The 13,112-nt window shown below is 40.3% G+C and carries 9 protein-coding genes and 2 tRNA genes; all 11 read left to right on the top strand.

Features of this window, described 5'->3' with window-relative positions:
- Window positions 1-3: 3 nt before the first annotated feature.
- The 11 genes from OCV88_RS13020 to OCV88_RS12970 all read left to right on the top strand — a co-directional run bounded on the left by OCV88_RS13020 (window position 4) and on the right by OCV88_RS12970 (window position 13,061).
- A tRNA-Arg gene (locus tag OCV88_RS13020) sits at window positions 4-77 on the top strand.
- 587 nt (window positions 78-664) lie between these two features.
- Window positions 665-1,519, top strand: coding sequence for a hypothetical protein (locus OCV88_RS13015; protein ID WP_158425870.1), 855 nt, complete (start codon window positions 665-667; stop codon window positions 1,517-1,519).
- A gap of 166 nt (window positions 1,520-1,685) precedes the next feature.
- Window positions 1,686-2,843 carry an LCP family protein gene (locus OCV88_RS13010; RefSeq protein ID WP_262591288.1) on the top strand — a complete coding sequence of 386 codons (1,158 nt, stop codon included), beginning with the start codon at window positions 1,686-1,688 and terminating at the stop codon, window positions 2,841-2,843.
- A gap of 61 nt (window positions 2,844-2,904) precedes the next feature.
- Window positions 2,905-3,099: a DNA-directed RNA polymerase subunit M gene (locus OCV88_RS13005; RefSeq protein WP_158425868.1), complete on the top strand. Its 195-nt coding sequence runs from the start codon at window positions 2,905-2,907 to the stop codon at window positions 3,097-3,099.
- A gap of 107 nt (window positions 3,100-3,206) precedes the next feature.
- Window positions 3,207-4,829: a S1C family serine protease gene (locus tag OCV88_RS13000; protein ID WP_158425867.1), complete on the top strand. Its 1,623-nt coding sequence runs from the start codon at window positions 3,207-3,209 to the stop codon at window positions 4,827-4,829.
- Between the two features lie 150 nt (window positions 4,830-4,979).
- A complete protein-coding gene (gene arcC, locus OCV88_RS12995) occupies window positions 4,980-5,912 on the top strand; it encodes a carbamate kinase (RefSeq protein ID WP_158425866.1) in 933 nt (310 codons plus the stop codon).
- Window positions 5,913-6,019: 107 nt separating this feature from the next.
- Window positions 6,020-7,783 (top strand): pyruvate kinase, encoded by a 1,764-nt coding sequence (pyk, locus tag OCV88_RS12990; RefSeq protein ID WP_158425865.1) that lies wholly within the window; start codon window positions 6,020-6,022, stop codon window positions 7,781-7,783.
- Window positions 7,784-7,994: 211 nt separating this feature from the next.
- Window positions 7,995-8,065 (top strand) — tRNA-Gly (locus tag OCV88_RS12985).
- A gap of 659 nt (window positions 8,066-8,724) precedes the next feature.
- Window positions 8,725-9,465 carry a polysaccharide deacetylase family protein gene (locus tag OCV88_RS12980; protein WP_262591294.1) on the top strand — a complete coding sequence of 247 codons (741 nt, stop codon included), beginning with the start codon at window positions 8,725-8,727 and terminating at the stop codon, window positions 9,463-9,465.
- Window positions 9,466-9,596: 131 nt separating this feature from the next.
- Complete coding sequence (locus tag OCV88_RS12975; RefSeq protein WP_158425864.1) at window positions 9,597-11,471, top strand: DUF4914 family protein; 1,875 nt, start codon at window positions 9,597-9,599, stop codon at window positions 11,469-11,471.
- 363 nt (window positions 11,472-11,834) lie between these two features.
- Window positions 11,835-13,061: an ATP-binding protein gene (locus tag OCV88_RS12970; RefSeq protein WP_158425863.1), complete on the top strand. Its 1,227-nt coding sequence runs from the start codon at window positions 11,835-11,837 to the stop codon at window positions 13,059-13,061.
- Window positions 13,062-13,112 lie beyond the last annotated feature (51 nt).

The following is a 13,112-nucleotide window of genomic DNA, read 5'->3' as shown; positions in this document are numbered from 1 at the left end:
TATGTGTGTGTAGCTCAGCTGGATAGAGCACTTGGCTACGGACCAAGGTGTCGGGAGTTCGAATCTTCTCACGCACGTAACAAAAGAGTCATAGACTAATTGTCTGTGGCTTTTTTATGCTTAAGGGAGCTTCAGAGAACCTTTCTATAGCAAATACACATTTTGTGTGACGCTGTGTACTGGCGCGGAAAAAAAGAGTACTGCAAACCACTGAGCTGGCTGCAAAATGTGCCAGAGCATGTTTTTCCTTATTTTGATAGGTTAATTATGCCAAATATTTATTGATGGAACATTGACAATTACATAACAAAATGAGTACTTTATATGGCAGCTGCAGAATATTACTTGTTGCAGGAAAAGAGAGTTTTCCTATTCTTAAGTACTTTTTAAGTACAATAGATGAAGTAAGTTTTTTCTATAAATATTCTGGCAGAAAAAATATAAAAAGTATATTTGTAATAAAATTCAAGCTTTTAAATGTTAAGATACTGTTTTCAAATGATAGAAACGGAAGAAATAATGTCGAATGCCGTCGAAAATTGAAAATAACAAGATGAATCTGATTAGCAGTAATGTTTGATTAGTTGAAAAAGTGACAGATTCCTGTTACGCTTTTGAAGAATAGTGTATATATTTTATAGACATGGGAGAGTTGAGAGGAACAATGATTAAAGAGATTTCCAAAGAAGAGATTGATATGCTGCATATTTTGCACATGATTGAGCGAAAGACAGCAATATTGGTCAACCTGCAGCTAATAGCTGAAGGCAAATATGTAAGTGAGAAAAATGAAAAGCAAAGAAAGCTGCTGGAAGAAAAGTATGGCATGGATGGGAATATTCAGATTGGCCAGGAATCCTTTCCAAAACAATTTCGATTATCGAATTATTTTAGAGGGGAAAATGCATGGTATCCCAATGGAAAAGTGTCTTTATTCAGGAATTTACCTGATGACAATATAGAACGTGAGCAGTTTCTCAGTGAAGAAAAGGCGCATCTAAATATTTTTTCAGAGCGGTTACAAAGAAAGAATGAGGGCGGGAACGATTATGAAACTAAAGTGTATCCCGGACTTTTATATCAGCATTATGGTAATATAAGTGACTGGCAGGCATTTACAAGCAATTTTGATGAAGCATTGTTTTATGCCTGCTGTGTTTATGAAAATGAAAAATGGAGGCCATTAAATCGGGAAGAAATACAGTTGAATCACAAGCAGGGTGTAATTTACTGTGGTTCCATGGAAGATGAGAGATTTTATCATCCGGAGGAAAAAAGTATCAATTGCGGTGTTATGTTTCCTGCCGGTTCTCAGCCATTTATGAGATGCAGTACGCAGTATAGTTATGCAATGCAAATGGGGGCAGAAGACGATCTTAGAAATGACCAGCGGTTTGATTGTCTCATATTTGAGCATACAGAAAAACTGTGTCAGGAAATTTTCGATAAAATGTGTGGAGGACAATCTCTTTATCAAAGAGACGCGGCATCTATTGGGTGTCATTTGTTTTCAGCTTAGCGGTCCGACCAATTTACAAAAAATTTATCAAAATATAGTTGTCCTTTTCTTTATCTTGCAGTAATATATTTTTATATGATTTTAAACTGATAAGGGATATTGGCTATAAAAAGAGAAATAATATAATTATAGTAAAGCTCTTTCAGAAATAATTATGGAGATGAATATGGCAGGACATAAGAAAAAGCCCACAAAGAGGCAGAGAAAAAAAAGAAAACTGATACTATTTGTAATAGAAATCGTAATCCTGGTAGTATTACTGGGCGGATTGTTTTTTGCTTCCAAGATGAATCTTATTCAGAAGAATGTTTTGGATAAAGACAAAATTGGAGTCAATGAAATGGATAAAGAGGTGCAGGAATCTCTAAAGGGCTATACCAACATCGCGATGTTTGGTTTAGACAACAGAGATATGGATAATTACGGCAGAGGAAATACAGATGTTATTATGATTTTCAGTATTAATAATGATACAAAAGAAATTCGTATGGTATCTGTTTACAGAGATACATTTTTAAATGTATCAGAAACCGGTGATACCCCGTACTTTTTTAAAGCAAATTCTGCATATGCCAGAGGCGGCCCGGAGAGGGCAATTAATATGCTGAATACAAATCTGGATCTTGAGATAGAAGACTATGTTGCCTTTGACTTTTCGGCAGTTGCCAAAGCAGTTGACATACTAGGAGGCGTTGAGATCGACATTGATGAGGTGGAAGCAGAGCAGATGCAGGTGTATGTGCCTCATACCAATAAGATCTTAGGAACAGACTCACAGGTTATCAGCCAGCCGGGAACCTATAATCTGGACGGTGTACAGGCGGTAGCTTATTCCAGAATCAGATACACCAAGGGAAATGATTTTAAAAGGGCAGAGCGTCAGCGGGAAGTATTTTCTCAGATGATGGCAAAGGCTAAGAAGGCGGATGTTCCGACACTTACAAAATTAATGGATGCGGTATTTCCACATATTTCAACCAGTCTGTCACAGGGAGAGATGCTCAGTATGATTAAAATTATGATTGGGTATGATCTTGGGGACAGTCAGGGATTTCCTTTTGACCGCGCCACAAAAGAGATGGGGACTAAAAAAGGTTCAATTGTAGTTCCCTGTGACCTGGTATCAAACGTAACAGAGCTCCATAAGTTTCTGTTCGATAATGAAAACTATACACCATCTTCAACTGTAGAAGAGTATAGTAATAGTATTATTTATGAGACAGGTATCACAAGTGAAAATAGTATTACGGACAACTTTTCTGAAGTTGACAATTTTGACGGATCAGATACGGGAAATGCTGACAGTACAGATTCAGGAGAATAAAAAATGCGGGGCATAGATTTATGTCCCGCATTTTACAGATACGTTTAAGGAAGAAGAAACAATGATGAAATTATACATATGTCCAGAATGCGGATGGATTCGGACGGTATCTAGAAGATTAGATGTAGAATGTTTTAAATGTGGAAATCAGCAGATGCAGCCCGTAAAGCTCTCATATGAACGATACATATCCATGACACAGAAAGAGCGGGAAGACTATAAAAACAGCTGGCTTTATATACATGGACAAAGATAAGGCGGCAGAACAAAGTTTTTTTAAACAATAGACACAAATCATACACATTTGAGAGATAAACTAAACCTGTAAATAAGATAATAAAAGAATGAAAGGAGAAAATAATCATGGATGAAAAATATACATCAAATGAGAATAATACCAATAATGATTCAGCGTCTTCTGATTCTTTATATTCATATAGTTACAGGGACAAAGAACAGTCTGAAACTACCCACCAGGGGGACTATTATGAAGAGCGGAATCAGCAGGAAGCAGCCCGGCAGAATTTAGAGCAGGAATCTGATTTTACTATAAAGGATGCAAAATTGGAGGAGACAGATAACTGCGCTGCAAAAGAGCAGGAGACATCCTCGGCAGATGCGGATATATGCGCAAAAGAGCAGCCACCGCATCTGGATATGTCATATAAAACGGAAAATTTTGAACAGTCAAATTCGAAAGCAGATGCTCTAAAAAATCCTTCTGACGGTGGGGAGCATTCAAAGAAAAAGAAAACAAAGGCTAAAATTGTGAAAAGCAGTGGGTTTTGGAAAAGCAAAAAATTTGGTCCTGTAGTTGCCAAATGTGCTGTACTTGCAGTGGTTTTCGGACTTGTGTCAGGCGGTGTTTTCCAGGGAGTTAATTATATTACAAGCAGCGGCAGAACTCAGCAGGACAGTATTAGTGGAGACAGCAGTAATGCCACAAAAGACAGTATTGGGAAAACACCGGTGAGTACAGCTACTACTGTTAAGGATGTTTCAAACATTGTGCAAAATGTTATGCCATCCATTGTATCCATTACGAGTATGAGTCAGTCTGAATATTATAATATGTTTGGCCAGTCACAGCAGTATAACAGTGAAAGTCTTGGCTCAGGTATTATTGTAGATGAAGATGATGATAATCTGTATATTGCAACTAATAATCATGTAGTAAGCGGAGCGACCTCTCTTACAATCTGTTTTTCTGATAACAACACTGCCTCCGGAACGATTAAGGGAACTGATCCCAGCTCTGACCTGGCAGTCGTGCAGGTACCCAAAAAGGGATTAAAATCAGAAACATTATCTGCCATTAAAGTAGCTGCGCTGGGTAATTCAGATGAGCTGCAGGTGGGCGAATCTGCTGTGGCAATCGGAAATGCTCTTGGGTATGGTCAGTCTGTTACAACTGGAGTTATCAGTGCTTTAAATCGTGAAGTGACAACTACAGATTCTCAGACCGGTGAATCTATTACAAATGAGCTGGTTCAGACAGATGCTGCAATAAATCCTGGTAACAGCGGCGGCGCTCTGCTGAATATGAACGGTGAAGTGATCGGCATTAATTCTGTAAAATATACAGACACACAAGTAGAAGGCATGGGATATGCAATTCCCATTAATACGGCACAGCCTATTATTGAGGAGCTTATTACACGGGAAAAAGTAGACGAATCCAAAGGCTCACATCTTGGTATTTCCGGTGTGGATGTGACCAGTGATGTTGCCCAGAATTACAGAATGCCAGAAGGTGTTTATGTGGCTCAGATTACCAGTGGAAGTGCAGCGGAAACTGCGGGTATTAAAGTGGGTGATATTATTACGGAGTTTGACGGCCATAAAATTGATTCTATGGAAACACTGAAAAGCCAGATGCAGTATTATGAGGCCGGTACAAAAGTTAAAATAAAAGTAAAAAGGGCAGATAACGGCAGCTATGTAGAGAAAGAAATTAATGTGACACTGGGAAGCAAAAACAGCTGATCTGCGCGGAACATGTCTGATATTGACGGAGATGGAAAATCAAATTTTCTGTCTCCGTTTTATTGTACTGACTGGTAAGATATGATAAAATATTCATATCTTTTTTTAATTAGTACGAGGTTTATAATAGAAGTTGGAGGCATATGGACGATGAAGAAAAAGAGGATTGTAATTGCATTGGGACATGATGCGCTTGGGACAACGCTTCCAGAACAGAAGAGAGCAACCAAAAAGGCGGCCAGAGCCATTGCCGATTTGATTCAGGATGACTGGCAGGTAGTAATTACACACAGCAATGGTCCTCAGGTTGGGATGATTCATACTGCTATGACGGAGTTCCATCGTTTATATCCGGAATATACAGCAACACCTATGTCTGTGTGCTCTGCAATGAGTCAGGGATATATTGGTTACGATTTGCAGAATGCTATCAGAGAAGAACTGATGGGCAGAGGAATCTATAAGACGGTTTCTACTATTTTAACACAGGTGACAGTAGATCCTTATGATGATGCATTTTATGCGCCCACCAAGATTATTGGCCGTGTTATGACAAAAGAAGAAGCAGAGGCGGAAGAGAAAAAAGGAAATCATGTTGTCAAAGTTGATGGCGGTTACCGGAGAATTGTTGCCGCGCCAAAGCCAATGGAGATTGTTGAGCTGGATGCTGTGAATGCACTGCTGGATGCGGATCAGATTGTGATAGCTGCCGGAGGCGGAGGTATTCCGGTTCTGGAACAGGGACATGTTTTAAAGGGAGCCAGTGCCGTAATTGAAAAGGATTTAATTGCGGGAGCTCTTGCAGATGGAGTAAATGCAGAGCAGCTGGTAATATTAACTGGTGTGGAGCATGTATGTCTGAATTATGGTAAAGATAATGAAGAAGAGCTGTCAGAACTAAATTGCCAGCAGGCGGAGGAATACATGAAAGAGGGACAGTTTGGCCAGGGAACTATGGGGCCTAAAATTGAAACCGCCCTGAAGTTCATTGGAGATTCTGCAATACGTACAGTGCTGATTACCAGGCTGGATGCCGGGAAGAAGGCTCTTGGCGGCGAGACTGGGACAGTTATAAAAAAATAGCATAACCCGAAAGGGAAAATGTTTTGGGGAGAAGGACATTTAAGAACAGCGTGAAAGAGGGGCATGTACAACAGGTATATTGCCCCCTTTTTTTGAAAGGAGCATCTATGAAAGATATCAGAAAAACCAAAATCATTTGTACCCTTGGTCCATCTACAGACAAAGGAGAGGTGTTAAAAGAATTGATTCTGGAGGGAATGAATGTTGCCAGATTTAATTTTTCTCATGGAACACATCAGGAGCAGAAAAAACGTCTGGATAAACTGATTCAATTAAGAGAAGAGCTGAATCTTCCGGTGGCGGCACTGCTGGATACAAAAGGACCTGAGATCCGTTTAAGAAATCTTGAAGGTGGAAAAGCCGAATTAAAGGCCGGACAGAAGCTGGTCCTGACAACAGAAGAGATTTTGGGAAGTGCGGAAAAAGTGGCCATTTCATATAAAGATCTGTACAAGGATGTCCATGTGGGCTCAAGGATTCTGATTGATGATGGTTTGATTGAGATGGAAGTTACTGAGATCAAAGGTTCTGATATTGCCTGTGTTGTAAAAAATGGAGGAATGATCTCAGATAAAAAAGGGGTCAATGTGCCCAACGCAGAGCTTTCCATGCCTTATATCAGTGAGACAGATTACAGCGATATTGTGTTTGGTATTGAATCCGGTTTTGACTTTATTGCTGCGTCATTTGTGCGGACCGCTGATGATGTTCTTGCTATCCGTAAAATCCTAGAGGAACATAATTGTTCCAGCATTAACATTATTGCTAAAATTGAAAATAAGCAGGGTGTGGATAATATAGACGATATCATTAAAGTGTCAGACGGCATTATGGTGGCCCGGGGAGATATGGGAGTCGAAATTCCATTTGAAGAAGTTCCGGTAATTCAAAAGATGATCATAGAAAAAGTTTATATGGCCGGAAAGCAGGTAATTACAGCAACGCAGATGCTGGACTCTATGATGAAAAATCCCCGTCCCACTAGAGCAGAAGCTGCAGATGTGGCCAATGCAGTATATGACGGAACCAGTGCGATTATGCTGTCGGGTGAAACGGCTGCCGGTTTGTATCCGGTAGAGGCACTTCAGACGATGGTAAAAATTGCAATCCGCACAGAAAAAGATATTAATTATTTGTCAAGAATGAAAAAACGCAGTATGCTGACAAATCCGGATATTACCAATGCCATTGCTCATGCCACCTGCACCACTGCTATGGATTTGAATGCGGCAGCTATTATTACAGTATCCAATTCTGGCCGTACAGCTAGAATGGTATCAAAATATCGTCCGGGATGTCCTATTCTTGGATGTTCTGTTCATAAAAATGTCTGCCGCCAGCTGAATCTTTCCTGGGGGGTTACACCGTTGCTTGTGGATAAAAAAGAGACATCCGATGAATTGTTTGATCATGCTGTGGATACTGCTGAACGTAAAGGGCTGGTAAAACAAGGTGAACTGGTTGTTTTAACTGCAGGCGTTCCCCTTGGGGTATCAGGTACAACAAATCTTATTAAGGTACATGTAGCAGGACATATTCTGGCTTCAGGTAAAGGGATTAGTGAAAAAACAGTATCTGCAAATCTTTGTGTGGCAGAATCTGCAGAAATGCTTGGCGAAATATTTAAGCCTGGTGATATTATTGTGGCAAAAGATACCAGTAATGAAATGATGCAGCAGATCCGTAAAGCCTCCGGCTTGATTGTGGAAGCAGAGGGGACCAATTCACATGCGGCTATTGTTGGACTGAGCCTGGATATGCCGGTAATTCTTGGAGCTAAAAATGCTGTTCAGATTTTAAAAACGGGTGCCTATGTTACGCTGGACGGACGGAGAGGTACGGTAAGCTGCAATTCAAAGGCAGACGTATAAGCTTTGTTTTGTTAATAGGAAAGATATATAGTAAGGAAGAGAAATAGAAAAGGATGGCAATCATTGTTGTTAAAATGCCGTCTTCAGACAGGAAAAGCCCTTTTTTGAATGAAATAATATGAAAAGACTATCAGACCGGTTTCATATACTGTTCCAAAATATAAAAAAAGGGCTTTTCATCTTTTTCAGTTAGTGGTAGAATTAAATACATGCAGATATGGTTCATCGGTAGAACGCTAGCTTCCCAAGCTGGAAAGGCGGGTTCGACTCCCGTTATCTGCTTAAAATAAGCCGTAAACGTTGAAAGTACAGCGTTTACGGCTTTCTTTGATAGTAATTTTTATAGAGCTTCTCTAGGAGTTCTGCTACTTCTGATAGAATAGTTTTACGTACCAGGATTTTGTTTTCTCATCATAATATGATGGCATTTTAATATCCTACCTATTTCTCTGCGGTGGTATGGAGTAATGGGAATATAGTTAATTTGACTTTTTAAGCATATTTGTTATAATATACTTACAAGACAACTGAGAAGATGGTCGTACCCCATCTGCTTCAGTAAAATAAGTTTCTAAAAATAGGCGTCTATTCTACCGAAGTCAGGACGTCTATTTTTTATGCGTATAATTCAGAATTGCTACAAGTAAGCTGCAAGTGGTCAGAATAACCATAAATTCTTCATATGTACTATATATTTATTCTATAGTTTGTATTATAATCTGGATTTTTCACCTGTCAAGTTAAGAGACTATGTGTCTTTATTTTCAGTTAGAAATTACAGTAAAAATGCTTGAAAATATAGTTTCTGCATGTATACCGAAAGATGTTACAGCATATATTTGAAACAGAATCTTTTGGAGGTTGATATGCGAAAAAGGAAATCAGAATCGGAATCAACAAAACCAATGAAACGGGCAGGGAAAAGAATACGAAGTAACATTATGATAGGATGCTGTATGGCGCTGGCGGCAGTTTCCATTGCCGGTTATGCCAAAAAACATGTGTCTGTAAGTAATACAGTTAACGGAAGAGAACTGCCTATATACTGTGTGGATACAACAGAAAAAAAGGTAGCGTTAAGCTTTGATGCGGCCTGGGGAAATGAAGATACACAGGAAATTTTAGATATTTTAAAAAAGCATAACGTGCATGTGACGTTTTTTATGACTGGCGGATGGGTTTCTGACTATCCCGATGATGTAAAAGCAATTCTAGAGGCGGGGCATGATCTGGGAAATCATAGTGAAAATCATAAAAATATGAGTCAGCTGTCAGATGAAGAAATCAAATCAGAGCTGATGACCGTACATGATAAAGTAAAAGAACTCACCGGGTATGAAATGTTTTTATTCCGGCCGCCTTACGGGGATTATGATAATGAAGTAATTACAGTATCAAAATCCTGTGGCTATTATCCCATTCAGTGGTCGGTGGACAGTCTTGACTGGAAAGATTATGGGGCGGAGGATATTATACGTCAGGTATGTGACAGTAAACATTTGGGAAATGGAGCCATTATTTTGTGCCACAACGGGGCGAAATATACGGCGGATGCACTAGACCGGCTTCTTACCGGACTGGAAGACAAAGGATATACCATTGTGCCTATATCTGAGTTGATTATCCGTGATAATTATCATGTGGATACCACCGGAAAACAAATCGCAGATGAGAAGAAATAGCCATGGAAATGCCTTCTGTCCTGCCAAAAGGAATGGTGTGAATATTTTGTGGTCTGCTTGACAAATATATAAAATCACTGTAACATCAACGAGATAAGAAAATAGAAAAGAACAAAAGCAGGAGGGATCATATGAACGTTTTATTAGAGAAATTTCTCTTTCCAAAAGAGCTTGAAGCCGCTCTGAACAACAGTCCCAGCGTAATTGTGCCTGAAACAAAGGAAATGCTGTATGAACTTATCTTCGGAAATAAAAGCACCAACCGGATTGAGGTGTCTTATGAAATTGATGGGGATCTTATAAAAGAAGCAGATGTAGTGCGCTGCAAAAACGGAGCAGTGGTTAATTATACAGAAGATTATATGCGAAGGAGAGACCCGGACTGTATGCGGATATCGGATGACATGCCTACAGATAAACCGCGGTTTAAAGACGTATATGGTTATGATTTTAAGTCTGTAAAAAAGGAGACTTTTCAGTGGCTTGCCCAGCAGGAGCTGATTCTTGTTCCGTTTATGGCAGGCGGTGCCAGATATGGATATGAGGCGATTTTAGTATGCCCCAGAAATGCGGCGTTTTTTGCATTTGCCCTTTCTCAGCTGCAGGCTTTTGTGAATGCAAAAAGTGTTGATAAGTTTAAGCCGAAAGCAATTATTTATGTGGCGCCGCCGTTTCGACATACACATTTTGAAGGAAAACAGGTTTGTGTACATAACAGGATGAAAGACCGTCACGAAATTTTTTCTTATAATTTGTATCCGGGTCCTTCCGCTAAGAAGGGAATTTACAGTGTGCTGCTGGATATCGGTGAGAGAGAAGGCTGGATTACAGCCCACGCATCTGCAGCCAAAATTATTACACCTTATGAAAATGAAATGGTTATGATGCATGAAGGCGCTTCCGGCGGCGGAAAGAGTGAATTGCTGCAGGATGTGCAGCGTGCGGCGGACGGGCGTGTTCTCATTGGCACAAATATTGAAACTGGTGAGAAAAATTATATTAATATGAGTGATACCTGTACAATACACCCGGTAACAGATGATATGGCCATTTGTCATCCATCTTTTCAGAAGGACAGCAGGAAACTCTGCCTGTATGATGGAGAAGACGGATGGTTCCTTAGAGTAGACGGGATTGACGAGTATGGATGTGATCCTATGTATGAGCGGATTACCATTCATTCCAAAGAGCCGCTGGTATTTTTCAATGTGGAAGGCGTACCAAAGGCAACCTGTCTTGTATGGGAACATACGCTGGACTCTGACGGAAAACCATGCCCCAATCCAAGGGTGATTGTCCCAAGAAAAATGGTTGATAATATTGTTTCAGATCCTGTAGAGGTAGATGTACGGAGCTTTGGCGTTCGTATGCCGCCCACAACGGCAGAAAATCCCGATTACGGAATTATGGGGCTGATGCAGATTATCCCGCCGGCTTTGGCATGGCTGTGGCGTCTGGTTGCTCCAAGAGGGTTTAAAAATCCAAGTATCAGCGGAAATGCGCCTCTTGCCAGTGAAGGTGTGGGGTCCTACTGGCCTTTTGCAACCGGACTGAAAGTAAAACAGGCAAATCTTTTGCTGGAGCAGATTATTAACAGTCCAAATACAAGATATGTGCTGATACCCAATCAGCATATTGGAATATACCGGATCGGTTTTGCGGCAGAATGGATTTCCAGAGAATATCTTGCAAGGCGGGGCGGCGTAAATATGAAAATGGACCGCCTGGTACCGGCAAGGTGCCCTTTATTTGGATATACATTAAAAGAAATGAAGGTGGACGGACAGCATATCCGTTCAAAGTTCCTGCATCCGGAAAGTCAGGAAACGCTTGGAACAGAAGGGTACGATAAAGGAGCTGAAATTCTGTATAACTTTTTTGCGAAAGAACTGGAATGTTATGATGTAGAAGAACTGCATCCGGTGGGCAAACAGATTCTTCAATGCTTTAAGAATAATGGAAGCATTGAAGACTACTGTGCAATTATCCCTCTGGGGTTATCTTAAAATAAAAGGATACGAACAAAGAGGGGATGTCGCAAAATCATCATTTTAGATGAACGAGTGGAAACTTTGTCCTAAAAAAACGAAAATCCGGTAAGAAATCCCATTCTGTGGGCTTCTTACCGGATTTTTTCGTACTTAAGCATCAAAAAGGAGTAAAAGGTTCAAACATAGCATAAAAAAACAGCGGGCAGGATAAACTATACCCATCCGGGCATGCCATAACTTAGATGCACTGCATGGGTGTGCTTTTTACGACAAAGTATAAAATAAGTATGTGATTCCCCCGCTGTAGTTGACAGAATTGATTTTTTAGGATAATATAAAGTGCACTTTATATTATCCTAAAAATGAGGAGGCTATATTATGGCGTATATTAAGCGTACATTAGAAAGAAAATTTCTGCGTATGAGCTCTTTCTTTAAAGCAATTCTTGTAACGGGTGCGCGGCAGGTAGGAAAAACAACGATGTTAAAGCACCTTGCTGAAGGACAGAACAGAACCTATGTTACTATGGACAATACGATGGCGAGGACGCTTGCACAGACGGATCCCGTTCTGTTCTTTCAAACTTATAAGCCGCCGATTATCATTGACGAAATACAGAAAGCGCCGGAATTATTTGAACAAATTAAAATTATGTGCGATGAAACCGAAGAACGCGGCTTATTCTGGCTGACCGGTTCCCAGCAATATAAAATGATGAAAAATATTCGTGAAACTCTGGCGGGAAGAATTGGGATTTTAGAATTATACAGTCTTTCTAAAAATGAAGTAGATGGAGAACTCTTTTCAAACAAGCTGGATTTCTCTCTGCCTTGCCTGCTTAAGCGGCAGACAGCGGCCAAAAAGAATGATATTGTAGACGTATTTGAACATATATGGTGTGGAGGTATGCCAGACGCTTTGAAAGCTGACGCCGAGCAGCGGCAGGAATATTTTAATTCTTATATTGAAACCTATCTTATGCGCGATGTAGCGGAAGAAGGAGGCATTACGGATTCAGTACGCTTTCGGAAGTTTCTTAATGCCTGTGCAGCGCTGACCGCAGAACAGGTGAATTATAAAAACTTAGCTGACGCGGCAGAGGTTTCACAGCCGACAGCAAAAGAATGGCTGCGTATTCTTCAAGGGTTGGGGATTGTATATCTTCTTCCCCCGTTTGCGAATAATGAACTGAAACGTCTGTCTAAGACACCGAAGCTTTATTTCTGTGATACCGGCCTGTGCGCGTACCTGTCCATGTGGCTTACCAGAGATACTCTGATGAACGGGGCCGCAAACGGACATTATTTTGAAAACTATGTTGTCGTTGAACTGTTGAAAAATTTTTCTTATTCGGCAGATAAAGCGAATCTGACCTACTACCGTGATTCCAACGCTAAGGAGATTGATGTGATTGTGGAAGAAAATGGGCTGATTCACCCGTTAGAGATTAAAAAATCCGCGAATCCAGACCGCAGGGAGGTCAAAAAGTACGAACTGATCGACAAGACAAAACTGAAGCGCGGCTGCGGGGGTATTGTTTGCATGTGCCAGGAAGTGATACCCATTGATAAGCTGAATTGTTTTATTCCCTGTAATTTGATATAAAGTGTATAACAAAAAGGGACTGCCGCAAAATCAATGTCAATAAGTTAAGCT

The sequence above is a fragment of the Brotonthovivens ammoniilytica genome (assembly GCF_025566885.1).
In the GTDB taxonomy this organism is placed as follows: domain Bacteria; phylum Bacillota; class Clostridia; order Lachnospirales; family Lachnospiraceae; genus Brotonthovivens; species Brotonthovivens ammoniilytica.
Note: the sequence above shows the minus strand (reverse complement) of the source record. Positions and strands in the feature narration are given on the sequence as shown.

Coding starts and splice junctions, on each gene's coding strand:
- OCV88_RS13015 (WP_158425870.1), top strand. CDS start 665: ATGATTAAAGAGATTTCCAAAGAAGAGATTGATATGCTGCATATTTTG.
- OCV88_RS13010 (WP_262591288.1), top strand. CDS start 1,686: ATGGCAGGACATAAGAAAAAGCCCACAAAGAGGCAGAGAAAAAAAAGA.
- OCV88_RS13005 (WP_158425868.1), top strand. CDS start 2,905: ATGATGAAATTATACATATGTCCAGAATGCGGATGGATTCGGACGGTA.
- OCV88_RS13000 (WP_158425867.1), top strand. CDS start 3,207: ATGGATGAAAAATATACATCAAATGAGAATAATACCAATAATGATTCA.
- arcC (WP_158425866.1), top strand. CDS start 4,980: ATGAAGAAAAAGAGGATTGTAATTGCATTGGGACATGATGCGCTTGGG.
- pyk (WP_158425865.1), top strand. CDS start 6,020: ATGAAAGATATCAGAAAAACCAAAATCATTTGTACCCTTGGTCCATCT.
- OCV88_RS12980 (WP_262591294.1), top strand. CDS start 8,725: ATGATAGGATGCTGTATGGCGCTGGCGGCAGTTTCCATTGCCGGTTAT.
- OCV88_RS12975 (WP_158425864.1), top strand. CDS start 9,597: ATGAACGTTTTATTAGAGAAATTTCTCTTTCCAAAAGAGCTTGAAGCC.
- OCV88_RS12970 (WP_158425863.1), top strand. CDS start 11,835: ATGGCGTATATTAAGCGTACATTAGAAAGAAAATTTCTGCGTATGAGC.